Origin of the sequence: Pseudomonas sp. DCA-1, assembly GCF_046523955.1 — a bacterium.
GTDB classification, from domain to species: domain Bacteria; phylum Pseudomonadota; class Gammaproteobacteria; order Pseudomonadales; family Pseudomonadaceae; genus Aquipseudomonas; species Aquipseudomonas putida_Y.
This window is the reverse complement of record NZ_CP169881.1, coordinates 3818574-3842194: the sequence shown is the minus strand read 5'-3', so window position 1 is coordinate 3842194 and position 23621 is coordinate 3818574. Positions and strand designations below refer to the sequence as shown.

Here is a 23621-nt window from a genome sequence, read left to right as displayed (position 1 = left end):
GCTATTGCCTTAGCTTAGCCGTTTGCCGGCAGTGGGTGAAAGCGCTGTGCGTGTATCGGGATATTAAGTTCGACCAGATGTCGCCAGGCGCTCACCGGTTGGCCTGGCGGATGCCGTCGGGGGCCAAGTCAGGTAGAATGCGCGCCCGATTTATGGAGACGAACATGACCCTGCTCAAATTCAGCGATGTGTCCCTCGCATTCGGCGCCATGCCGCTGCTGGACAAAGTGTCCTGGCAGATCGCTCGTGGCGAGCGGGTGTGCATCATCGGCCGCAACGGCACCGGCAAGTCGAGCATGCTGCGCCTGGTCAAGGGCGAGCAGAAGGGCGACGACGGCGAAATCTGGCGTGCCCCGGGCCTGAAGATCGGTGAGCTGCCGCAGGAGCTGCCGGTGGCCGACGAGCGCACAGTGTTCGACGTGGTAGCCGCTGGCCTGGACGGCGTGGGCGAGTTGCTGGCGCAGTTCCACCACCTGAGCATGAACATCCAGGGCGATGAAGACCTGGAAAAGCTCATGCACGTCCAGCACGAGCTGGAGGCCCGCGACGGCTGGCGCCTGCAGCAGGTGGTGGAAAGCACGCTCAGTCGCCTGCAGTTGCCGGCCGACAAGACCCTGGCCGAGCTGTCCGGTGGCTGGCGCCGCCGCGTGCTGCTGGCCCAGGCGCTGGTGTCCGAGCCCGACCTGCTGCTGCTCGACGAACCGACCAACCACCTGGACATCGGTGCCATCGCCTGGCTCGAAGAGGCCCTGCGTGGCTTCAACGGCGCGGTATTGTTCATCACCCACGACCGTTCGTTCCTGCAGAACCTGGCCACCCGCATTCTCGAGCTGGACCGCGGCGGCCTGATCGACTGGAACGGCGACTACGCCAGCTTCCTGGTGCACAAGGAGGCCGCACTGGCCGCCGAGGAAACCGCCAACGCGCTGTTCGACAAGCGCCTGGCCCAGGAAGAAGTGTGGATTCGCCAGGGTATCAAGGCCCGGCGTACCCGCAACGAAGGCCGTGTGCGTGCACTGAAGGCCTTGCGTGTGGAGCGTGGCGAGCGCCGCGAACGACAGGGCAAGGCCAACATCCAGATCGAAGCAGCGGACAAATCCGGCAAGCAGGTAATGGTGCTGGAAAATGTCAGCTTCCATCACCCGGACGGGCCTCTGCTGGTCAAGGACTTTTCCATGGTCTTGCAACGGCAGGACCGCATCGGTCTGCTGGGCGCAAACGGCACCGGCAAGACCACTTTGCTCAAGATGATGCTGGGCGACCTTGAGCCCACTGCGGGCAAAGTGGAGCGCGGTACCAAGCTCGAGGTGGCTTATTTCGACCAGATGCGCCACCAGCTCGACCTGGAAAAGACCGTGATCGACAACCTGGCCGAGGGCCGTGATTTCATCGAGATCGATGGCCAGAACCGCCACGTGCTGAGCTACCTGGGCGACTTCCTGTTCAGCCCCCAGCGTGCGCGCACGCCGGTCAAGGCGCTGTCGGGTGGTGAGCGTGCGCGGCTGCTGCTGGCCAAGCTGTTCAGCAAGCCGGCCAACCTGCTGGTGCTCGACGAACCGACCAACGACCTGGACGTGGAAACCCTCGAGCTGCTGGAGGAGGTGCTGTCCAACTACAAAGGTACCGTGCTGATGGTCAGCCACGACCGGGCCTTCCTCGACAACGTCGTCACCAGCACGCTGGTGTTCGAAGGCGAGGGCAAGGTGCGTGAGTATGTGGGCGGCTACGAGGACTGGATTCGCCAGGGCGGCTCGCCGAAGCTGCTGGGTGTGACCGAGAGCAAGGGCGGCAAATCCGCGCTCAACAGCGCGGTGGTGGAGAAGGTCGAGGCCAAGCCTGAACCTGTTGTTGCGGCGGTGGTGGAAGAGCCTTCGAAGAAGAAGCTCAGCTACAAGCTGCAGCGTGAGCTGGAGATGCTGCCGGGGCAGATCGACGAGCTGGAACAGCGTATGGCCGAGGCTCAGGAAGAAGTGAATGCGGCGGGTTTCTATCAGCGGCCGATTGCAGAAACTTCGGCGGTGTTGGCACAGATCGAGAAGCTGCAGGGCGAACTGGATGCACTGGTAGAGCGCTGGGCTGAGTTGGAAGGCTGATTGGCGTTAGCCTGTTTCGGCCTCTTCGCGGGTAAACCCGCTCCTACAGGGATCGCCACACCCTTGCAGGCGCGGGTTTGCCCGCGAAGAGGCCGGTTCAGGTCAAATCAATCCTTCTTCAGCAAGCGCACCGCCAGCACGTCACACGGCGCACCGTGCAGTACATCGTTGGCCGTGGAGCCCAGCAGCAATGCCAGGCCGTGACGGCCATGGCTGCCGACCACAATCAGGTCGCAGTTCTGGTCCTTGGCCAGCTGGTGGATTTCCTGGCGCGGTTGGCCGTAGGTCAGGTGCGAGTCGCCGCGGTTGATTTCCGGGTATTTGTTGAACAGGCGGTCCATGCGCTCCTTGGCCTGGTCGAATTGCTGCTGTTGCAACTGCGACAGGTCCATCGGTACGTCACCACCGAAAGCCATGGCCATCGGTTCGACGATGTGCACCAGGGATACCTTGGCTTTCGAAGGTTCTGCCAGCGCCATGGCGCGCTTGATCACCGGGTCGCACTCTTCGGTCAGGTCGACGGCGACCAACAAATGTTCGTATTTCATGAGCGGTACTCCTGACAATCGCGATAGAAGAAGTATGGTCGCTTTAGGGCGGGTCTACCGTGAAAATGGCTAACCAGCTCATTTGCAACGCTTTATGGGAACTACTGATATGACGGTATTGCTGGTGGTGTCAATCCTTGCGCTGATTCTCAGCCCGCTTTCCTGGCTGCGCAGTTCGCGCAAGCAGAGCGAGCAGATGAAGTTGCGCCTGGAGGCACGGCGCATGGGTCTGGCCATGCAATTGGCGCCGCAGCAGTGGCCGCACTGGCTGGAAAAGGAGCCGCCAAGCCCCTGCCCGCAGTATCACCGGGCCCGGCGCCGTGGGCATGAGGACAGCTTCAGTTTCTGGCAGGTCAGCCCCGGGGTGTGGTGGAATCAGTGGCGTGAACCCTGTGAAGACCCACGCTTCATGGGCGCCTTGTCGCGTTTGCCGGCGAGTGTGTACAAGGTAGAGGCCGATGCGCGGATGATTGCCTTGTACTGGACCGAGCGCGGCGATACTGCTGTATTGCAGGATGTTGCCCATGCTCTCGAAACCTTGGCCTGACAGGTAACCACACATCCTGGGGTGACACCAACCCCGCTCCCACAACGACAAAGCGGCGGCTCGGCATGACCCTGAAGGGGTGGGGTGCCAAGTCGCCGCTTTGCGTTCTGCTGCGCAGAAAAGGCCAGGCAGGCCGGGTATTCATTCAAGCAAGAGCCAGTGTAGTCGCCCTGGCTCGCCGCGCAAGCGCAAAGCACTCCAGCCAATACGTGTGGTCAATCGCTGACATGAATGACCGGCGATCACTGTCATCATGTTTTGTACCCGAACGATAGAAAATGACTGGAAAGTCGCGTTTTCGCCGTGCTCGTGAGCATTTGACAACGCCCATCTTTTCGGAGAATGTGTGCACACCCAAATCAAACGGGCGTATGAATTGAGCGTTTGTATGTCATGACGCCAAGCCATACTTCCGACTAGCGCGCTGACGGGTGTGCCTGGGGCAGGGCAGCTAGGCCTGCTTCTGCTGCAGCGATCGGCGTGTACAGTTCAGCTTCCATATCGTGGAGATCAGTTGATGATTTACGAAGGTAAAGCCATCACGGTTAAGGCTCTTGAAAGTGGCATCGTCGAGCTCAAGTTCGACCTCAAGGGTGAGTCCGTCAACAAGTTCAACCGCCTTACCCTGAACGAGCTGCGCCAGGCCGTCGATGCCATCCAGGCCGATGCCTCGGTCAAGGGCGTGATCGTCAGCAGTGGCAAGGACGTGTTCATCGTCGGCGCCGACATCACCGAGTTCGTCGACAACTTCAAGCTGCCTGAGGCCGAACTGGTCGCTGGCAACCTGGAAGCCAATCGCATCTTCAACGCCTTCGAAGACCTCGAAGTGCCGACCGTTGCCGCCATCAACGGCATCGCGCTGGGCGGCGGCCTGGAAATGTGCCTGGCGGCCGACTACCGGATCATGTCCTCCAGCGCCAAGATCGGCCTGCCGGAAGTCAAGCTGGGTATCTACCCGGGCTTTGGCGGTACCGTGCGCCTGCCACGCCTGATCGGCTCGGACAACGCCATCGAGTGGATCGCCGCCGGCAAGGAAAACCGTGCCGAAGACGCCCTGAAAGTGGGGGCTGTCGACGCCGTGGTCGCCCCTGAGCTGCTGATGGCCGGTGCCCTCGACCTGATCAAGCGTGCCATCAGTGGCGAGCTGGACTACAAGGCCAAGCGCCAGCCGAAGCTGGAGAAGCTCAAGCTCAATGCCATCGAGCAGATGATGGCCTTCGAGACTGCCAAGGGCTTCGTCGCAGGCCAGGCCGGCCCCAACTACCCGGCCCCGGTCGAAGCGATCAAGAGCATCCAGAAAGCCGCCAACTTCGGTCGCGACAAGGCCCTGGAAGTCGAAGCCGCAGGCTTTGCCAAGCTGGCCAAGACCTCGGTCGCCGAGAGCCTGATCGGCTTGTTCCTCAACGATCAGGAACTCAAGCGCAAGGCCAAGGCGCATGACGAGATCGCCCACGACGTGAAGCAGGCCGCCGTGCTCGGCGCCGGCATCATGGGCGGCGGTATTGCCTACCAGTCGGCGGTCAAAGGTACGCCGATCCTGATGAAGGACATCCGCGAGGAAGCCATTCAGCTGGGTCTGAACGAGGCCTCCAAGCTGCTTGGCAACCGCGTCGAAAAGGGTCGCCTGACCGCGGCCAAGATGGCCGAGGCGCTCAACGCCATTCGCCCGACCCTGTCCTATGGCGACTTCGCCAATGTCGACATCGTCGTCGAGGCTGTGGTCGAGAACCCGAAGGTCAAGCAAGCGGTGCTGGCGGAAGTGGAAGGCCAGGTGAAGGACGATGCCATCCTCGCTTCCAACACCTCCACCATTTCCATCAACCTGCTGGCCAAGGCGCTCAAGCGCCCGGAAAACTTCGTCGGCATGCACTTCTTCAACCCGGTGCACATGATGCCGCTGGTTGAAGTGATCCGTGGTGAGAAGTCCAGTGAAGTGGCGGTTGCCACCACCGTGGCCTACGCCAAGAAAATGGGCAAGAACCCGATCGTGGTCAACGACTGCCCGGGCTTTTTGGTCAACCGCGTGCTGTTCCCGTACTTCGGCGGCTTCGCCAGGCTGGTCAGCGCCGGTGTCGATTTTGTGCGTATCGACAAGGTCATGGAAAAGTTCGGCTGGCCGATGGGCCCGGCCTACCTGATGGACGTGGTCGGCATCGACACCGGTCACCATGGCCGCGATGTGATGGCCGAAGGTTTCCCGGACCGCATGAAGGACGAGCGTCGCTCGGCCGTTGACGCGCTGTACGAGGCCAACCGCCTGGGCCAGAAGAACGGCAAGGGCTTCTATGCCTACGAAACCGACAAGCGCGGCAAGCCGAAGAAGGTCTTCGATGCCACCGTGCTGGACGTGCTCAAGCCTATCGTGTTCGAGCAGCGTGAAGTGACCGATGAAGACATCATCAACTGGATGATGGTCCCGCTGTGCCTGGAGACTGTGCGCTGCCTGGAAGACGGCATCGTCGAAACCGCTGCCGAAGCCGACATGGGCCTGGTCTATGGCATTGGTTTCCCTCCCTTCCGCGGTGGTGCGCTGCGTTACATCGACTCGATCGGTGTGGCCGAATTCGTTGCCCTGGCCGATCAGTACGCCGACCTGGGGCCGCTGTACCACCCGACCGCCAAGCTGCGTGAAATGGCCAAGAACGGCCAGCGCTTCTTCAACTGAGCGGTCAACGAGCTAGAGCGAGAGATTTGATATGAGCCTGAATCCAAGAGACGTGGTGATTGTCGACTTCGGTCGCACGCCAATGGGCCGCTCCAAGGGTGGCATGCACCGCAATACCCGCGCTGAAGACATGTCGGCGCACCTGATCAGCAAACTGCTGGAACGCAACGGCAAGGTCGACCCGAAAGAAGTCGAGGACGTGATCTGGGGCTGCGTCAACCAGACCCTGGAGCAGGGTTGGAACATCGCCCGCATGGCCTCGCTGATGACCCCGATCCCGCACACCTCTGCGGCGCAGACCGTCAGCCGCCTGTGCGGTTCGTCGATGAGCGCCCTGCACACGGCTGCCCAGGCAATCATGACCGGTAACGGTGATGTGTTCGTGGTAGGTGGCGTGGAGCACATGGGCCACGTCAGCATGATGCATGGCGTCGACCCCAACCCGCACCTGTCCTTGCATGCCGCCAAGGCTTCCGGGATGATGGGCCTGACTGCGGAAATGCTCGGCAAGATGCACGGCATCACCCGTGAGCAGCAGGACCTGTTCGGCTTGCGTTCGCACCAGCTGGCCCACAAGGCCACTGTCGAAGGCAAGTTCAAGGATGAGATCATCCCGATGCAGGGCTATGACGAGAACGGCTTCCTGAAGGTGTTCGATTTCGACGAAACCATTCGCCCGGAAACTACCCTCGAAGGCCTGGCATCGCTCAAGCCTGCGTTCAACCCGAAAGGCGGTACTGTCACTGCCGGTACCTCGTCGCAGATTACCGACGGCGCATCGTGCATGATCGTGATGTCCGGCCAGCGTGCGATGGACCTGGGTATCCAGCCATTGGCGGTCATCCGCTCGATGGCGGTGGCGGGTGTCGACCCGGCGATCATGGGTTACGGCCCGGTGCCATCGACCCAGAAAGCCCTCAAGCGTGCCGGCCTGACCATGGCTGACATCGACTTCATCGAGCTCAATGAAGCCTTCGCTGCACAGGCCCTGCCAGTGCTGAAAGACTTGAAAGTGCTCGACAAGATGGATGAGAAGGTTAACCTGCACGGCGGCGCGATTGCCTTGGGCCACCCGTTCGGTTGCTCCGGGGCGCGGATTTCCGGCACCCTGCTCAACGTCATGAAGCAAAATGGCGGTACTCTGGGTGTTGCGACCATGTGCGTCGGCCTGGGCCAAGGTATCACCACTGTCTTCGAACGCGTCTGATCGCGTAGCGGGACAGCAACCGGGGCCTTGTGCCCCGGTTTTGTTTTTTTCAGGTTTTATTCAGGAGGTGTGCAACATGCAGATACAACCAGGCGTCTACCGGCATTACAAAGGGCCTGAGTACCGTGTCTTCAGTGTTGCGCGGCACTCCGAAACCGAAGAGTGGATGGTGTTCTACCAATGCCTGTATGGTGATTACAGCTTCTGGGTACGCCCCCTTTCGATGTTCGAGGAGTCCGTAGAAGTTGACGGCGAGCAGGTGCCACGCTTTGCTTTGGTCAAGGCCGAAGAGGGGCTGCCCGGGTTGCTGGGCAAGTCGCACGACTGATCGTCCGAGCTTGACCTCACACTTTTGCCACTATATATAGCGGTGCCGCGTCTGGCACTTGGCGCGTTTTTTATCTTCAGATTCAGGAATACTCCGATCCATGGGCAAATCGCTGGTCATTGTGGAATCCCCGGCCAAGGCCAAGACCATCAACAAGTACCTGGGCAACCAGTACGTGGTGAAGTCGAGTATCGGCCATATCCGAGACCTCCCCACCAGCGGTTCGGCCAGCGCGAGCAAAGAGCCGGCCGCCAAGCGTGGCAAGGCTGCGGGTGAGGCGCCGGCGCTTTCGCCGAAAGAAAAGGCCCGCCGCCAGCTGGTGGCGCGCATGGGCGTCGACCCCGACCATGGCTGGAAGGCCAAGTACGAGATCCTGCCTGGCAAGGAAAAGGTGATCGAAGAGCTGCGCCGCCTGGCCAAGGATGCCGACACCATCTATCTCGCAACCGACTTGGACCGCGAAGGGGAAGCCATTGCCTGGCACCTGCGCGAGGCCATCGGGGGTGACGACACCCGCTACAAGCGCGTGGTGTTCAACGAAATTACCAAGAAGGCCATTCAGGAGGCCTTCTCGCAGCCGGGCGAGCTGGACATCGACCGGGTCAACGCCCAACAGGCGCGGCGTTTCCTCGACCGCGTGGTCGGTTACATGGTTTCGCCATTGCTGTGGGCCAAGATTGCTCGCGGCCTGTCCGCTGGCCGTGTGCAGTCGGTAGCGGTAAAGCTGGTGGTGGAGCGTGAGCGTGAGATCCGCGCGTTCATCCCGGAAGAGTACTGGGAAATCCACGCCGACCTCGGCACCGCCAAGAACGCCAAGGTGCGTTTCGAGGTGGCGCGCGAGAAGGGCGAGGCCTTCAAGCCGCTGAACGAAGCCCAGGCCATGGCGGCGCTGGATAAGCTCAAGGCTTCCAGCTACAGCGTGGTCAAGCGCGAAGACCGTCCGACCAGCAGCAAGCCATCGGCCCCATTCATTACTTCCACCTTGCAGCAAGCGGCCAGTAACCGCCTGGGCTTCGGTGTGAAGAAAACCATGATGATGGCCCAGCGCTTGTACGAAGCCGGTTACATCACCTACATGCGTACCGACTCGACCAACCTGTCGGCTGACGCCCTGGATATGGCACGCAGCTACATCGAGCGGGAGTTCGGCAAGCAGTACCTGCCGGAGGCGCCACTGGTTTACGGCAGCAAGGAGGGCGCCCAGGAGGCGCACGAAGCGATTCGACCTTCTGACGTGAATACCCATCCGACCAAGCTCAGTGGCATGGAGCGTGATGCTGAGCGCCTGTACGAGCTGATCTGGCGCCAGTTCCTGGCTTGCCAGATGCCGCCAGCGCAGTACCTGTCCACCAGCGTCACCGTCGCTGCTGGCGATTTCGAGCTGCGTGCCAAGGGCCGCATCCTCAAGTTCGACGGCTACACCCGTGTGCTGCCCCAGCAGAGCAAGCCGGGCGAAGACGACGTGCTGCCAGAAATGGTTCAGGGCGAAGCGCTTAAACTGATTCAGATCGACCCGAGCCAGCACTTCACCAAGCCACCGGCGCGCTTCACCGAAGCCAGCCTGGTCAAGGAAATGGAAAAGCGCGGCATTGGTCGCCCATCGACCTACGCGGCGATCATTTCCACCATCCAGGACCGTGGCTATGTGACGCTGCACAACCGCCGCTTCTACTCCGAGAAGATGGGCGACATCGTCACCGAGCGCCTGTCGGAGAGCTTCTCCAACCTGATGGACTACGGCTTTACCGCCGTCATGGAAGAGAACCTCGACGACGTGGCCCAGGGCGAGCGTGACTGGAAGAACGTGCTCGACGAGTTCTACGGCGACTTCAGCAAAAAGCTGCAGACTGCCGAGTCCAGCGAAGACGGCATGCGCGCCAACCAGCCGACCATGACCAACATTCCGTGCAAGGAATGTGGCCGGCCGATGATGATTCGCACCGCCTCTACAGGCGTGTTCCTGGGTTGCTCTGGCTACAGCCTGCCGCCGAAAGAGCGCTGCAAGGCTACCGTCAACCTGGTGCCGGGCGACGAGATTGCTGCTGACGACGAGGGCGAGTCGGAATCGCGCGTACTGCTGGGCAAGCACCGTTGCCCGATCTGCGCCACGGCGATGGACGCCTACCTGCTGGATGAGAAGCACAAGCTGCACATCTGCGGTAACAACCCGGATTGTGTAGGTTACGAGATCGAGGAAGGCAACTACCGCATCAAGGGCTACGAAGGGCCGAGCCTGGAGTGCGACAAGTGCGGTAGCGAGATGCAATTGAAGACTGGCCGTTTCGGCAAGTTCTTCGGCTGCACCAACCCGGCGTGCAAGAACACCCGCAAGCTGCTCAAGAGCGGCGAGGCGGCGCCGCCGAAGATGGACAAGGTAGACATGCCGGAGCTCAAGTGCGAGAAGGTCGACGATACCTACGTGCTGCGCGACGGTGCTTCGGGGCTGTTCCTGGCAGCCAGCCAGTTCCCCAAGAACCGCGAAACCCGTGCGCCGCTGGTGCTGGAGATTGTGCCGCACAAGCATGAGATCGACCCGAAGTACCACTTCCTGTGCGATGCACCGCAGAAAGACCCGGATGGCCGCCCGGCGGTGATCCGCTATAGCCGCAAGACCAAGGAGCAGTACGTACAGTCCGAGGTCGATGGCAAGCCGACCGGTTGGAAGGCGTTCTACGACGGCAATGCCTGGAAGGTTGAAGACAAGCGCTGATCCATCGGTGCTGTAATGTGGGGCCGCTTTGCGCCCTTCGCGGGCCTGCCCGCTCCCACAGGTATCGCGCCGCCCTTGAATGTGGCGCTGTACTGGTGGGAGCGGGCAAGCCCGCGAAGGGCGCAAAGCGGCCCCAATCATTTATGATGCAGATATCCGCCTTGTAGCCTTATGGGAGGGCACTGAAATGGCCCAGGAACTCTACACCCGCACCAACCAGAGACTGTTCTTCGCCGGCCTCGCCCTCGAGTCCATGGCCAAGGCTGAACAAAGCCAGGCCATGAATGCCCAGGGCTTGGTTCAGGCTGAACGCGAGTCGGCGCTGTTCCACCTGTATGGTGCTCTGTTGGGGCTGTGCCATGAAATCGGGGGCTTCTACCGCCTTCCGGTTGTCGCAACGGTGGAGCAGGCCCTGGCCGACGATGCCCTTAACGGTATAACCATCCCCGAAGTGGCCGAGTTGCTGGAACTGGCCCGCCAGCGGGAAACCTGGCTGGCGCAAATGCTCGGTGCTTATGCCGATTTGTTCCGACCACCGGTCGCCAGAAAAGCGCCGAAAACCGACGTTACCCAGCCCCTGATTCAAGCCGTCAATCTTGATGAGCCTGAGCATCCAGCGCTGTCGCGTGCCGAGCTGGAAGGCTGGCGAAATGACCTCAAAAGTCTGGTGAGACGTTTCCGTGACGCGTTGAGTGAGTGCTGATAGCCGCAACGGCTGGTACAATAATCGCCTTTCGCGGAGAACTGCCATTTATGTCTACGTCTTTTCTGGAAATTGTCGAGTTGCCTGATGGCCGCATCGAACTTCGTCGCGCCGAGGATGAGGGCTCTCTGGTAACCCTGGATTTCTCGGAAGACGCCAAGGTGTTCCTGCAGGGTCAGCATGTGGAAGTGGCCAAGGCCATGCTCAGTGTGGGCGTGCAGATGGCCGGTCGCCTGATGGATGGCGAGCTTGAGCGTGATGAAGGGCCGCGTGTGCTGCACTGAGTGTGCAGCAGCGTATCAGGCTATTTGAAGTGACAGGCAAAGCCTGAACATCAGCCGAGGCGGATGTTCAGGCTTTGTGCGTTTCCGGCACTGGCTGCACGTAGCAGTTGCTGGCGTGCAGTGGCGTTGACGTTGCCCAGCCAGCTCACCACGGTGTGGCTGAGGCCCAGGCGCAAGGCCTCACAGGCCAGCTGCAGCGCGCTTTGATTGCTGCGGGGTTGCAGCAGCAGAATACGTTCACGGTTGAGCCCGGCATCGCGCAGCCAGGCCTGGGTCAGGCTTGGCGGCGGGGCGATCAGGGTCAGCCAGCGGGCCTCGTCCTCTTCGCTCAGCTCGCGCAGCACCGGTGCCAGCAGGCTTTGGCAGTGGCCAGGGGTGCCGCGCAGCGACAGTTCGCTGAACAGTTCGGGCTGGCTGCTCTTGCGCGCTGGCTCCCTGGCTTTCAGGCCTGGCAGTACGGGCTGTGCGAGGAATGCTTCGAACAGGGGCAACTGGGCTTGCTCGGGTGCGTGAATGAACTGCTGCATGACGCCTCCTGGATCAGCGGCGAATGACGCCGACGCTCAAGCCCTCGATCACCAGTTCCTGTTCTTTCAGGTCGACTTCGATGGGGGCGAATTCGGGGTTTTCGGCAAGCAGCCAGACTTTGCTGCCTTCGCGCTTGAAGCGCTTGACGGTGACTTCGTCGCCGATGCGCGCCACCACGATCTGGCCGTTGCGGGCCTCACGGCAGGTGTGCACAGCCAGCAGGTCACCGTCGAAGATGCCGACGTCCTTCATGCTCATGCCGTGTACGCGCAGCAAATAGTCGGCTTGGGGGTGGAAGAAGGCAGGGTTGATGTTGCAGGATTGCTCGATGTGCTGTTCGGCAAGAATCGGCGCACCGGCAGCTACCCGGCCGATGATGGGCAGGCCGGCTTCTTCGGCCTTGGCTTCCAGGCCAGGGATGCGGATGCCGCGGGAAGCGCCCGGCGTCATTTCGATCGCGCCCTTGCGGGCAAGCGCCTTGAGGTGCTCCTCGGCGGCATTGGGCGACTTGAAGCCCAGCTCCTGAGCAATCTCCGCGCGGGTGGGCGGGAAGCCGTTGTCTTCCAGGCAGCGCTTGATGAACGCGAGAATTTCGGCTTGGCGTGGCGTCAGTTTCAACATGGTAAGCGCTCTGTCTTTTTGTACAGTGACTGGGATTATATACAGTGTCGGGCCCGCTGCAAGCTCCAAGCTGCAAGAAAGGGCGAAACGGCAGTCCATCCGATCTCAGTCACCCCAGAAGCGATTTCGTGATATCCGGCCGGTGTTGCTGTTATTTGATGCTTGCAGCTTCCAGCTTGCGCCTTTTAAATGGCGACCGCCCAGTCACCGAGCCTTGACAGACGCAGGGCTGAAACGTATGTTTCAAACACCTGTTTGTCTGGCGGAGTAGTCGGAGTAGTCATGGCCCAATCGGAAACCGTTGAACGCATTCTCGATGCTGCCGAGCAGCTGTTCGCGGAAAGGGGGTTCGCCGAAACCTCGTTGCGGCTGATTACCAGCAAGGCCGGGGTCAACCTGGCGGCAGTCAACTATCATTTCGGCTCCAAGAAGGCGCTGATCCAGGCTGTTTTCTCGCGTTTCCTTGGCCCGTTCTGCGCCAGTCTCGAGCGTGAACTGGAGCGGCGCCAGGCCAAGCCGGAGCACAAGCCCAGCCTCGAAGAACTGCTGGAAATGCTCGTAGAGCAGGCGTTGGCCGTGCAGCCGCGTAGCAACAACGACCTGTCGATCTTCATGCGCCTGCTGGGTCTGGCGTTCAGCCAGAGCCAGGGTCACCTGCGGCGTTATCTGGAAGACATGTACGGCAAGGTGTTCCGCCGCTACATGCTGCTTGTGAACGAGGCTGCGCCACGCATTCCGCCACTGGAACTGTTCTGGCGTGTGCACTTCATGCTGGGTGCCGCGGCCTTCAGCATGTCCGGTATCAAGGCCTTGCGGGCGATTGCCGAGACCGACTTCGGCATCAACACTTCGATCGAGCAGGTGATGCGCCTGATGGTGCCGTTCCTGGCGGCAGGCATGCGCGCTGACAGCGGTGTGACCGACGAGGCGATGGCCACTGCGCAGCTGCGCCCGCGAACAAAGACCAGCTCGGCTACCGCCAAGGCCTGAAGGCTGGGCGTGGCAGGGCGCTTCCGCTAAGCTAGCGCCCATGCCCGATCTCGATCTACTTCACATTTCCCTCGCTGACCAGTGCTCTCATGGCTTCGCCTGTGGCCAGCGGCGCGTGCCTGTGGGTGTCTGCTGCCCCCAATTGGGCCTCTCTCTGTCTTCAATGAAGGATTACCCATGACTGTCAGCCTGCAAGGCTCCCTGATGGTGGATATCGCCGGTAAATGGCTGACCGCCGAAGACCGTCAATTGCTGCGCCAGCCCGAAGTGGCTGGCCTGATCATCTTTGCCCGCAATATCGACAGCCCGCGCCAGGTGCGCGAACTGTGCGCGTCCATCCGCGCCATTCGCCCCGAACTGATCCTGGCAGTGGACCAGGAGGGTGGTCGCGTACAACGACTGCGCCAGGGCTTTGTGCGCCTGCCGGCCATGCGTGCGCTGGCCGATAACGACAATGCTGAATACCTGGCTGAGCAGTGCGGCTGGCTGATGGCGACCGAGGTACTGGCAGTTGGTCTGGACCTCAGCTTTGCTCCGGTGCTCGACCTGGACCACCAGCGTAGCGCCGTGGTGGGCAGCCGCGCGTTCGAGGGTGACCCGCTGCGTGCAACGCGACTGGCCGGCGCGTTCATCCGTGGCATGAATGCGGCGGGTATGGCCGCTTGTGGCAAGCATTTCCCGGGGCATGGTTGGGCCGAAGCCGATTCGCACGTGGCTATCCCCACCGATGAGCGCAGCCTGGAACAACTGCGCCAGGCCGACCTGGTGCCGTTTACCCGCCTGAGTGGGCAGCTTGCGGCAGTGATGCCGGCGCATGTCATTTACCCGCAGGTCGATAACCAGCCAGCCGGCTTCTCGCGGCGTTGGCTACAGGACATCTTGCGTGGCGAGCTGGGCTTTGACGGGGTGATCTTCAGTGATGACCTGTCGATGGCCGGTGCGCATGTGGTGGGCGACGCGGCCAGCCGTATCGAGGCGGCGCTGAGCGCCGGTTGTGACATGGGCCTGGTGTGCAATGACCGGGCGGCGGCGGAGCTGGCGCTGGGTGCGGCGCAGCGCATGAAGGTCAAGCCGTCGCCGCGGATTGCGCGGATGCGCGGGCAAGGTTTTGCACGAACCGATTATCGCCAGCAGCCGCGCTGGCTGGAGGCGCTGGGGGCGTTGAAGGAAGCTCAGTTGGTCGATTGATTGCGCTGGCCTCTTCGCTCCCACAGTTACCGCATCGCCATCTGGGGCAGTGCAGTGCCTGTAGGAGCGGGCTTGCCCGCGAAGAGGCCCGCGCGGGCTGTATCCGTTTTCGATCTATCGCCCGCGTTTTCCGGGCAATGGCGCAAACAGGGCCTCGATTTCTTCATCGCCAAGCCGCCACTGCCCAGCCTGCCCGCCGTCTAGCAGGCTGGCGGCCAATGCTGCCTTTTCCTGCTGCAGCAGCTGGATCTTCTCCTCCACCGTGCCCCGGGTAATCAGCTTGAACACGAACACCGGCTTGTCCTGACCGATGCGGTAGGCTCGGTCAGTAGCTTGGTTTTCGCTGGCCGGGTTCCACCAGGGGTCGAAGTGGATCACGGTGTCCGCCGCCGTCAGGTTCAAGCCTACGCCCCCCGCCTTCAGGCTGATCAGGAACACTTCGCTGTTACCTTGCTGGAACTGCTGCACTGGCGTGCGACGGTCGCGAGTGTCACCGGTCAGCAGGCTGTAGCGGATCTTGCGCTTCTCGAGCTCCTGCTCGATCAGCGCCAGCATTGAGGTGAACTGTGAGAACAACAACACCCGGCGCCCTTCGCTGAGCAGTTCTTCGAGCATTTCCAGCAGCGCACCCAGCTTGCCCTTGTCGGCCTGGTTGCCTTTGCTTTCCACCCCCTTGACCAGGCGCAGGTCGCAGCACACCTGGCGCAGCTTGAGCAACGCATCGAGGATCACGATCTGGCTGCGTGCGGCGCCATTGCGGGCGATTTCGTCGCGGACTTTCTGGTCCATGGCTACTCGCACGGCCTCGTAGGTATCGCGCTGGGCGTCACTGAGCTCGACCCAGTGCACCATCTCGGTCTTGGCCGGCAGCTCTGTGGCCACCTGCTCTTTGGTGCGGCGCAGCAGGAACGGCCGGATGCGGCTGGCCAGGTGGGCCATGCGCTCGCTGTCACCGTGACGTTCGATCGGGTTGCGGTAATCCTGGTTGAAGCGCTTCAGGTCGCCCAGCCAGCCGGGCATCAGAAAGTGGAAGATCGACCACAGTTCGCCCAGGTTGTTTTCCATCGGCGTGCCGGTCAGGCACAGGCGCTGGCCGGCCTGTAGCTCGCAGACGGCGAGGGCGGCCTTGCTGCTGCTGCTCTTGATGTTTTGCGCCTCGTCCAGTATCAGCATGTGCCAGGCCTGGGGGCGCAACTGTTCGAGGTCGCGTGGTATCAGGGCGTAAGTGGTCAGGACCAGGTCGTACTCATGGAGCTTGGTGAAGTGCTTGCTGCGCCCCGGCCCATGCAGGGCCAGTACGCGCAGGCCGGGCGCGAAGCGCTGGGCTTCGTCCAGCCAGTTGGGTATGAGGCTGGTTGGCATGACCGCCAGGGCCGGTGTACTCAGGCGGCCGGATTGCTTCTCCAGCAGCAGATGGGCCAGGGCCTGCAGGGTCTTGCCCAGGCCCATGTCGTCGCCGAGGATGCCGCCGGTACCCATTTCGCGCAAGGCCTGCAGCCAGTTCAGGCCTTGCTGCTGATAGGGGCGCAAGCTGGCCTGCAACCCGGTGGGCGGTTCTACCTGCAGGTCGCGGGCATCGCGCAGGCGGCGGCCCAGATCGCGTACATGCTCGCCACCTTCCCAGTGCAGGGGCAGGCCTTCGATTTCGTTCAGGCGCGCGGCGTCGGCGCGCTCCATGCGCAGGGACGGGCCTGCCGTGTCCTCGTGCAAGTAGAGCTCGCCCAGGGTGCCCATGACTGCCTTGATGCGGCCGTAGGGCAGGGCGACGCGCAAGGCGGGGGCATCGGGGCGGCCGCGGTTGAGGTCGATCAGCAGGTGCTCATCGTCACTGCGCCGGGCCAGTTCGCTAGGGCGTAGCAGCTCCGGGCTGCTGCGCAGCAGGTGCAATACGATCGGCAGCAGGCTGTGGCGTTGGCCATCGACCACAATGCCTAGTTCCAGGTCGAACCATTCATGGCCGGGCGCTTCGTCGATGGTTGCATACCAGTCGTCCACCTCCTGAAGGTTGAAGGCGAAGTCGCGGTGAATGTCGATGTCCCAGCCGGCTTCGCGCAGGCGCGGCAGGCCTTCGCGGGCAAAGCGCAACCAGGCTTCGTCGTCTGGCAATTGATGCATTTCGCCGGCGCTGTCGGGTAGTGCCTTGCTCTGCCGTGTGGCAGGTTTGAAGCCGAAATCGCGCAGCATCTGGCGCAATGCCTGCTCGGCTTGAGTCTGGCGGCGAATGCGCTGGCTGGTGCTGCCTGCCAGGCGGGTCAGTGGCTTTTCATCGGTGCCGCTGGCCTGCAAGCCGTCATAATCGAACGCCAATGCGGCGCGATGTTGCATCTGCCGTTGCATGCGACCGGTTTTCGGCATGTAGGCGGTGTATTCGAGGCTGCCGAGAGCAAGAAGGGGCTTTGGCTGGATGTTATCGAGCAACTGCTCCTGCACTTGCGTCGGGGTCGGCACCTTGTGGCTGAGGGCATTGAGCTTGTGGCTCAGGGGGACGACCAGGTGTTCCGGTACATCGGGTGCGATAGTCAACTGCACGGCGACATGCGGATCCAGGCTGTGCTCGACTTTGCCCACTTCACGGGTCGGCAGGTTCAGGTAGTAAAGCGGCAGCAGCGGGATGACGCGGCGCAGCATTTCTTCGCCGCTGTACCACCGCCCCCGGTAGTTTCCGTTGTCCAGGCGTACCCAGCGAAACTCGGCATGGCGCACCGGGCCTTCATGAAGCGGGGGGAAGTCGGTATCGAAGAACATTCGCCCGGTTTCGAGGGCGCGCTGGAACAACTCGCCACCTTCGTGGCCCTTCAGTTTGTAACCGCGATCTTGGCCGCCGCCCTGATTCAGGGCCGAGAGCAGGCGCAGAATGCGGATGTCTTCGTCTGTTACGAAGCGCGGTGGTTCGTAGAGAAAGTCGTAAAGTGACTGGACGCGGCTGAAGCGGATGCCGTCTTCCGTTCGCGTGCCTTTGCGGACAAGCAGGGCGCAGCCAGCATCATCGGTGAGCTGCAACTGATAGCACACCATGCGCCCGCGTTTGTCTTCGGTCGCGTCAGTTTTGGGTGGGGCCTGCTCCAGGCCGCTCAACCAGTGCTGCAGTTCGGCGGACAGGGTGCCCGGGTTGGCTTGCATGCCCCCGCTACTGGAAAAGCGGTCGCTCACGCAGAAGAGTACAGCGGCGCAATGCTTGCAGTTTTGCCGTACCGGGCAATCGCATTCACCGCGCACATGGCAGCGGCCGCCCGCAACGTGCAGCTCGATGCGTTGCCGGTAGTGGTTGTTGCCGCTCCCCTGGCAATTGGCGGTGATGGTCTGCCCATACACGCCTTCCAGTTCGGCCCTGCCTTCCTCGGCATACCGCTCACCGCGCTGCAGGGCAGCTTTGCTGAACGATTGAATCCAGTTCGGATAAGCGTTCACCATCTCGGCGGCATCGTGCTTCATTGGCCTACTGCCCCATCATCTCCGGGTCCATCACCGGCATTTTCGGCGTACCCGGTGGTGTCACCTTCAGCAGTACCGCCAGGTGCCCGCCGTCGAGAAAGGTCAGCTGGCCGCCCTTGACGTTGCTGTTGCTTTGCCTGAACTGCTCGCTTTGCAGCACGTTGCCGTTGCCATCCAGCTGGTTGACCCAGAAGTTGGCCTCGACGGTGATGAAGCGACCTTCAGCGATGCTCAGGTTGCCTTCGATAGGGAAGTGCCCGAACTGTTCGGTGCCTTCGTCCACGGCGATGCGGCTGGGTTCGCTGCCCACCTGCTGCTGCCAGGCCTTGTGCATCAGCACGGTGTAGTCGGCGGTGGCTTCCAGGCGGGTGGCTTCATCTTCCAGTGCTGGGCGGCGCTCGGCGTCCTTGGTCAGGCGTGGGGCGCCAGCGCTCCAGTCTTCGGGGGCGAACGGGCTGGTGAAGGCGGGCACGCTGTTCTGCCGCACCAGAATCATTTCTACCTGATACAGGCCTTCGGCGAAGGCAGCCGGGGCGAACAGCGCCAGCAGCAGGGTCAGGCAACGGATGGCACGCATGGGTCTTCCTTAGGCAGGCTGTGGGGTCAGGCGCTCGAACAGCGCCTCCAGGGTATTGAAACGTTCGTCGGGGCGTTCCATCGGTACCAGGAAGCGGAACTGGGTAGCGCCTTCGAACTTGTAACGTTTGGGCTGACCCTGGATCAGCTTGATCAGGGTCAACGGGTCGACCGGGGTTTCGGCTTCGAACTCGAGCTTGCCACCGTTGGGCCCCGCATCGACTTTCTTGATCCCGAGCTTTTCCGCGTGCAGCTTGAGCGACGTCAGGCGCATCAGGTTCTTGGTCGGCTCTGGCAACAGGCCGAAGCGGTCGATCATCTCGACCTGCAAGTCCTTGAGGCCTTCTTCGTCGGCAGCCGAGGCAATGCGTTTGTACAGGATCAGACGCGCATGCACGTCAGGCAGGTAGTCTTCGGGGATCAGTGCCGGCAGGCGCAGGTTGATCTCCGGGCCGCCGCCCAGTGGTTGCTCAAGGTTCGGCTGGGTACCTTTACGGATTGCCTTGACCGCGCGCTCGAGCATTTCCATGTACAGGGTGAAGCCCACCGCCTGGATCTGCCCGCTCTGGCCTTCGCCCAGCAGCTCGCCGGCCCCGCGGATTTCCAGGTCGTTGGTGGCCAGCACGAAGCCTGCGCCAAGGTCTTGTGTGTTGGCGATCGCCTCCAGGCGCTTTTCGGCGTCGGCGCTGACCTTCTGACGGGTAGGTGTGAGCAGGTAGGCGTAAGCCTGGTGGTGGCTACGGCCAACCCGGCCACGCAACTGGTGCAGCTGGGCCAGGCCGAACTTGTCGGCGCGCTCGATGACGATGGTGTTGGCGCTGGGCACGTCGATACCGGTTTCGATAATGGTCGAGGCCACCAGCACGTTGAAGCGCTTGTGGTAGAAATCGCTCATCACCTGTTCCAGCTCGCGTTCGCGCATTTGCCCGTGGCCGATGCCGATGCGTGCCTCGGGCACCAGTTCGGCAAGGTCGGCGGCGCATTTTTCGATGGTTTTCACATCGTTGTGCAGGTAGTACACCTGGCCACCGCGCAACAGTTCGCGCAGCAGCGCCTCCTTGACCGTGCTCTTGTTCTGCTCCATGACGAAGGTGCGCACAGACAGGCGGCGTGCTGGCGGCGTGGCGATGATTGACAGGTCGCGCATGCCCGCCACAGCCATGTTCAGCGTGCGCGGAATCGGCGTGGCGGTCAGGGTGAGGATGTCGACCTCGCTGCGCAGCGCCTTCAGCTGTTCTTTCTGGCGTACGCCAAAGCGGTGCTCTTCATCGATGATGGCCAGGCCCAGGTCTTTGAAGCGCACGTCGTCCTGCAGCAGCTTGTGGGTGCCGATGAGGATGTCGATCTTGCCTTCGGCAAGGTCCGCGGCGGCGGCGGCCACTTCCTTGGCCGACTTGAAGCGGCTCATCACTTCCACGGTCACGGGCCAGTCGGCAAAGCGGTCGCGGAAACTGTTGTAATGCTGCTGGGCAAGCAGGGTGGTGGGCACCAGTACAGCCACCTGGCGGCCACTGTGCACGGCGATGAACGCCGCGCGCATGGCCACTTCGGTCTTGCCGAAGCCCACGTCGCCACAGACCAGGCGGTCCATTGGCTTGGGTGCCAGCATATCGGCTCGCACGGCCTCGATTGCAGCCTGCTGGTCCGGGGTTTCCTCGAACGGGAAGCCGGCGCTGAAGGTGGCGTAGTCGGCGGACGGGTCGGCAAACGCATAGCCCTTGCGCGCGGCGCGGCGAGCATAGATGTCGAGCAGTTCGGCGGCCACGTCGCGGACCTGTTCGGCGGCCTTGCGCTTGGCTTTCTGCCAGGCCTCCGAACCCAGCCGGTGCAGCGGTGCCAGGGCGTCGTCGCTGCCGGTGTAGCGGGCGATCAGGTGCAGGTTGGCCACCGGCACATACAACTTGGCGTTCTCGGCGTATTCCAGCGTCAGGAATTCGGCGGCCTGGCCGTCGATTTCCAGGGTGGCCAGGCCCAGGTAGCGGCCGACACCATGGTCGATGTGCACCACCGGCGCGCCTTCGCGCAGCTCGGTGAGGTTCTTGATGACCGCGTCGTTGGCGGTTTCGCCGCGCTTGTCACGGCGCCGACGCTGCATCACCCGCTGGCCGAACAGTGGGCTTTCGGCAATCAGGGCCAGGCCCGGGTCGTCCAGCAGCAGGCCGTCGTCCAGCGGGGCGATGGTGATCGCCAGGCGCTCGGCACCGGTTATGAAATCGTCCCAGCCATCGACGGTATGCGGGCGCAGCTTCAGCCGTTCGAGCAGCTCCAGCAGCACTTCACGGCGGCCCGCTGATTCGGCTGTGAACAGTACGCGGCCGGGGAACTGGTCGAGGAAGTTGGCCAGCTCGGCCAGCGGCTGGTTGGCCTTGGCCTCGATGGCCAGGTTGGGCAGGGCGCGCGCCGGGAAGCGCTCGCGGCCCACCCCAGGGTCGAGCTCTTCGCTGCTGACCACTACCCGGGGCCACTGCTTGAGCCGGGCGAAGCAATCTTCCACCGGCATGAACAGCTCGGCCGGCGGCAACAGCGGCCGGCTGAGGTCGCCGCGGCGGTCTTCATAACGCCCGCGCACGTCGTTCCAGAAGTGCTCGGCGGCCTGTTCCACGCCGGGGAGCGAGAACACCTGGGTGTCGGTCGGCAGGTAGTCGAACAGGGTTGAGGTGTCTTCGAAGAACAGCGGCAGGTAGTACTCGATACCGGCGGGGATGATGCCGCTGGCCAGGTCCTGGAAGATTGCACTGCGGCGGAAGTCGACGTCGAAGCGCTCGCGAAAGCGTGCCTTGAAGCGGGTCACTTCTTCCTTCTGCATCGGGAATTCGCGTGCTGGCAGCAGGCGCACCGAATCCACCTTGTCGATCGAGCGCTGGGTCTCGGGGTCGAAGGTGCGCAGCGTCTCGATCTCGTTATCGAACAGGTCGATGCGGTAGGGCAGCTTGCTGCCCATCGGGAACAGGTCGATCAGCGCGCCGCGCACGGCGAACTCGCCATGCTCGTAGACGGTGTCGACGCAACGATAACCGCTGGCTTCCAGGCGCGTGCGCATCTGCTCTACGGCGATGGTCTGGCCCACATCCAGCACCAGGCTGCTGCCCAGCAGAAAGCGTGTGGGCGCCAGGCGGTGCAGGGCGGTGGTGATCGGCACCACTAGGATGCCGTGGCTCAGCTCCGGCAGGCGGTACAGGCTGGCGATGCGCTGGGAGATGATGTCCTGGTGCGGCGAGAACAGGTCGTAGGGCAGGGTTTCCCAATCGGGGAACGGCAGCACTGGCAGGCCCGGGGCAAAGAAGCGCAGCTCCTGCTCCAGACGGTCGGCGGCCTGGCTGTCGGCCGTCAGCAGCAGGGTGAAGCGGCCAGCGCTGCTGGCAGCCTCGGCGATGGCAAGGCTGAGGGCGGCACCGGGCAAGTTGCCCCAGGTTTGTTTGCCGGCCGTGGCCGACATTTGCGGTAGGCGCAGAACTGACACGGGAGATTGCACTCCAAGCGTTGCGGCAAAGAGACCGATTGTACCGGTGACGGTGCCGGCTGTCAGGCTCGAAAGGGCATGAGCGCTGGCTTGCGTCACTGCGACAGGCGCTCATTGCCGGTTCCGCGTCGGGGCGTCATAATGTAGCCCCTTTTTTCTGTCCCTACATGTGGAAGGTTCCCGTGACTCAGAAGCCCGACCAGTGTCTTGGTGAGTGGATTGATCGTGAAGCCCTGGCTGAAGCGATGATCCCGCTTATCGGTCAGCTCTACCGCAATAACAACGTGGTGAGCTCGATTTATGGCCGCAGCCTGATCAACCGTTCGGTTATCTCGATCCTCAAGGCGCACCGCTTTGCGCGCCACCGCCAAACCGACGAAACCGAACTGTCCGTCCACGAGACATTCCCCCTGCTCAAAGCCATGAGCGAGCTGAAACTGGGCGCCGCATCGGTCGACCTGGGCAAGCTGGCCAACAAGTTCAAGCAGGAAGGCAATGGCCGCACTGCCGAGCAGTTCGTCCGTGAAGAGCTGGCTGACGTGGTTGGCCAGCAGAACGCTTCGGCGCGTAAAGGCACCGACGTTGTTCTGTACGGTTTCGGTCGCATCGGCCGCCTGCTGGCGCGCATCCTGATCGAGAAAACCGGTGGTGGTGACGGCCTGCGTCTGCGTGCCATCGTCGTGCGCAAAGGCGCCGAAAACGACCTGGTCAAGCGTGCCAGCCTGCTGCGCCGTGACTCGGTGCATGGTCCGTTCGATGGCACCATCACCATCGACGAAGCCAACAACACCATCACCGCCAACGGCAACCTGATCCAGGTTATCTACGCCAAGAACCCGAGCGAAGTCGACTACACCCAGTACGGCATCGACAATGCGCTTGTTGTTGACAACACCGGTGTATGGCGTGACGCCGACGGCCTGGGCCAGCACCTGGCCTGCCCTGGTGCTGCCCGCGTGATCCTCACCGCACCTGGCAAGGGCGCGCTGAAGAACATCGTGCACGGTATCAACCACGGTGACATCACTGCCGATGACAAGATCATCTCGGCGGCCTCCTGCACCACCAATGCCATCGTGCCGGTGCTCAAGGCCATCAACGATCAGTACGGCATCGTCAACGGCCACGTCGAAACCGTTCACTCGTTCACCAACGACCAGAACCTGATCGACAACTTCCATAAGGGCAGCCGCCGTGGCCGTGCCGCGCCGCTGAACATGGTAATCACCGAAACCGGCGCCGCCACCGCCGCTGCCAAGGCACTGCCAGTGCTGAAGGGCAAGCTGACCGGCAACGCCATTCGTGTCCCGACGCCGAACGTTTCGATGGCCATCCTGAACCTGAATCTGGAAAAGGCCACCACCCGCGACGAGATCAACGAGTACCTGCGCCAGACCGCCATGCACTCGGAACTTCACAAGCAGATCGACTACGTGGCTTCGCAGGAAGTGGTTTCGACCGACTTCGTGGGCTCGCGCCATGCCGGTGTGGTTGACGCAGAGGCGACCATCGCCAACGACAACCGCGTTGTTCTGTACGTCTGGTACGACAACGAGTTCGGTTATAGCTGCCAGGTGGTTCGTGTGATGGAAGACATGGCCGGTGTGAACCCGCCAGCGTTTCCACGCTGATTCGCTTGTAAGGCAATGAAAAAACGGGAACCTTCGGGTTCCCGTTTTTTTTATTCTGAATGTGTGTTGTCAGTGCTGGCCCTTTCGCGGGTAAACCCGCTCCTACAGGA

The 23621-nt window shown here is 62.3% G+C and carries 17 protein-coding genes; 11 read left to right on the top strand and 6 right to left on the bottom strand.

Annotated features, from left to right (window positions below; all coding sequences use genetic code 11):
- Positions 1-164: 164 nt before the first annotated feature.
- The gene (locus tag ACE4QZ_RS18140) at positions 165-2093 is read left to right on the top strand and encodes an ATP-binding cassette domain-containing protein (protein WP_021785432.1); all 1929 of its coding nucleotides are present in this window, start codon (positions 165-167) and stop codon (positions 2091-2093) included.
- A gap of 107 nt (positions 2094-2200) precedes the next feature.
- Here ACE4QZ_RS18140 and ACE4QZ_RS18135 read toward each other — a convergent pair whose 3' ends face one another.
- Positions 2201-2641, bottom strand: coding sequence for a universal stress protein (locus tag ACE4QZ_RS18135; RefSeq protein WP_021785431.1), 441 nt, complete (start codon positions 2639-2641; stop codon positions 2201-2203).
- Between the two features lie 109 nt (positions 2642-2750).
- On the opposite strand from ACE4QZ_RS18135, the gene ACE4QZ_RS18130 reads away from it, so the two are divergent.
- The 7 genes from ACE4QZ_RS18130 (at position 2751) to ACE4QZ_RS18100 (ending at position 11085) form a co-directional block, all read left to right on the top strand.
- Entirely contained in the window at positions 2751-3188 is a 438-nt protein-coding gene (locus tag ACE4QZ_RS18130) for a hypothetical protein (RefSeq protein WP_021785430.1), read from the top strand.
- Between the two features lie 517 nt (positions 3189-3705).
- Positions 3706-5853: a fatty acid oxidation complex subunit alpha FadB gene (gene fadB / locus ACE4QZ_RS18125; RefSeq protein ID WP_410480101.1), complete on the top strand. Its 2148-nt coding sequence runs from the start codon at positions 3706-3708 to the stop codon at positions 5851-5853.
- Between the two features lie 31 nt (positions 5854-5884).
- A complete protein-coding gene (gene fadA / locus ACE4QZ_RS18120) occupies positions 5885-7060 on the top strand; it encodes an acetyl-CoA C-acyltransferase FadA (protein ID WP_010953128.1) in 1176 nt (391 codons plus the stop codon).
- A 76-nt stretch (positions 7061-7136) separates the two neighbouring features.
- Positions 7137-7388 (top strand): DUF1653 domain-containing protein, encoded by a 252-nt coding sequence (locus ACE4QZ_RS18115; protein ID WP_021785428.1) that lies wholly within the window; start codon positions 7137-7139, stop codon positions 7386-7388.
- A 100-nt stretch (positions 7389-7488) separates the two neighbouring features.
- Positions 7489-10098, top strand: coding sequence for a type I DNA topoisomerase (gene topA, locus ACE4QZ_RS18110; RefSeq protein WP_103443938.1), 2610 nt, complete (start codon positions 7489-7491; stop codon positions 10096-10098).
- 187 nt (positions 10099-10285) lie between these two features.
- Positions 10286-10801, top strand: a complete 516-nt coding sequence (locus tag ACE4QZ_RS18105) for a DUF6586 family protein (RefSeq protein WP_410480100.1) — start codon at positions 10286-10288, stop codon at positions 10799-10801.
- 50 nt (positions 10802-10851) lie between these two features.
- Entirely contained in the window at positions 10852-11085 is a 234-nt protein-coding gene (locus ACE4QZ_RS18100; protein WP_003248777.1) for a hypothetical protein, read from the top strand.
- Positions 11086-11135: 50 nt separating this feature from the next.
- On the opposite strand, the gene sulA is transcribed toward ACE4QZ_RS18100, so the two are convergent.
- Both sulA and lexA read right to left on the bottom strand, forming a co-directional pair.
- Positions 11136-11612: an SOS-induced cell division inhibitor SulA gene (gene sulA, locus ACE4QZ_RS18095; RefSeq protein WP_103462799.1), complete on the bottom strand. Its 477-nt coding sequence runs from the start codon at positions 11610-11612 to the stop codon at positions 11136-11138.
- A gap of 13 nt (positions 11613-11625) precedes the next feature.
- Entirely contained in the window at positions 11626-12234 is a 609-nt protein-coding gene (lexA, locus tag ACE4QZ_RS18090; RefSeq protein ID WP_010953131.1) for a transcriptional repressor LexA, read from the bottom strand.
- A gap of 282 nt (positions 12235-12516) precedes the next feature.
- Between lexA and ACE4QZ_RS18085 the strand changes: the two genes are divergently transcribed.
- Together ACE4QZ_RS18085 and nagZ are read left to right on the top strand one after the other, a co-directional pair.
- On the top strand, positions 12517-13224 hold the full coding sequence (locus ACE4QZ_RS18085; protein WP_021785423.1) for a TetR/AcrR family transcriptional regulator: 708 nt from the start codon (positions 12517-12519) through the stop codon (positions 13222-13224).
- Between the two features lie 189 nt (positions 13225-13413).
- Entirely contained in the window at positions 13414-14412 is a 999-nt protein-coding gene (nagZ, locus tag ACE4QZ_RS18080; RefSeq protein WP_323600589.1) for a beta-N-acetylhexosaminidase, read from the top strand.
- Between the two features lie 114 nt (positions 14413-14526).
- Here the strand turns inward: nagZ and ACE4QZ_RS18075 are convergent, their stop codons facing one another.
- The 3 genes from ACE4QZ_RS18075 to mfd are packed head-to-tail and all read right to left on the bottom strand — an operon-like array spanning position 14527 to position 21880.
- Positions 14527-17844, bottom strand: a complete 3318-nt coding sequence (locus ACE4QZ_RS18075; RefSeq protein WP_323600580.1) for a DEAD/DEAH box helicase — start codon at positions 17842-17844, stop codon at positions 14527-14529.
- A 4-nt stretch (positions 17845-17848) separates the two neighbouring features.
- Positions 17849-18421, bottom strand: coding sequence for a CsiV family protein (locus ACE4QZ_RS18070; RefSeq protein WP_410480099.1), 573 nt, complete (start codon positions 18419-18421; stop codon positions 17849-17851).
- 9 nt (positions 18422-18430) lie between these two features.
- Positions 18431-21880, bottom strand: a complete 3450-nt coding sequence (gene mfd, locus ACE4QZ_RS18065; RefSeq protein ID WP_410480098.1) for a transcription-repair coupling factor — start codon at positions 21878-21880, stop codon at positions 18431-18433.
- A 167-nt stretch (positions 21881-22047) separates the two neighbouring features.
- Between mfd and ACE4QZ_RS18060 the strand changes: the two genes are divergently transcribed.
- Entirely contained in the window at positions 22048-23511 is a 1464-nt protein-coding gene (locus ACE4QZ_RS18060) for a glyceraldehyde-3-phosphate dehydrogenase (RefSeq protein WP_021785419.1), read from the top strand.
- Positions 23512-23621 lie beyond the last annotated feature (110 nt).

Coding starts and splice junctions, on each gene's coding strand:
- ACE4QZ_RS18140 (WP_021785432.1), top strand. CDS start 165: ATGACCCTGCTCAAATTCAGCGATGTGTCCCTCGCATTCGGCGCCATG.
- ACE4QZ_RS18135 (WP_021785431.1), bottom strand. CDS start 2,641: ATGAAATACGAACATTTGTTGGTCGCCGTCGACCTGACCGAAGAGTGC.
- ACE4QZ_RS18130 (WP_021785430.1), top strand. CDS start 2,751: ATGACGGTATTGCTGGTGGTGTCAATCCTTGCGCTGATTCTCAGCCCG.
- fadB (WP_410480101.1), top strand. CDS start 3,706: ATGATTTACGAAGGTAAAGCCATCACGGTTAAGGCTCTTGAAAGTGGC.
- fadA (WP_010953128.1), top strand. CDS start 5,885: ATGAGCCTGAATCCAAGAGACGTGGTGATTGTCGACTTCGGTCGCACG.
- ACE4QZ_RS18115 (WP_021785428.1), top strand. CDS start 7,137: ATGCAGATACAACCAGGCGTCTACCGGCATTACAAAGGGCCTGAGTAC.
- topA (WP_103443938.1), top strand. CDS start 7,489: ATGGGCAAATCGCTGGTCATTGTGGAATCCCCGGCCAAGGCCAAGACC.
- ACE4QZ_RS18105 (WP_410480100.1), top strand. CDS start 10,286: ATGGCCCAGGAACTCTACACCCGCACCAACCAGAGACTGTTCTTCGCC.
- ACE4QZ_RS18100 (WP_003248777.1), top strand. CDS start 10,852: ATGTCTACGTCTTTTCTGGAAATTGTCGAGTTGCCTGATGGCCGCATC.
- sulA (WP_103462799.1), bottom strand. CDS start 11,612: ATGCAGCAGTTCATTCACGCACCCGAGCAAGCCCAGTTGCCCCTGTTC.
- lexA (WP_010953131.1), bottom strand. CDS start 12,234: ATGTTGAAACTGACGCCACGCCAAGCCGAAATTCTCGCGTTCATCAAG.
- ACE4QZ_RS18085 (WP_021785423.1), top strand. CDS start 12,517: ATGGCCCAATCGGAAACCGTTGAACGCATTCTCGATGCTGCCGAGCAG.
- ACE4QZ_RS18075 (WP_323600580.1), bottom strand. CDS start 17,844: ATGAAGCACGATGCCGCCGAGATGGTGAACGCTTATCCGAACTGGATT.
- ACE4QZ_RS18070 (WP_410480099.1), bottom strand. CDS start 18,421: ATGCGTGCCATCCGTTGCCTGACCCTGCTGCTGGCGCTGTTCGCCCCG.
- ACE4QZ_RS18060 (WP_021785419.1), top strand. CDS start 22,048: ATGTGGAAGGTTCCCGTGACTCAGAAGCCCGACCAGTGTCTTGGTGAG.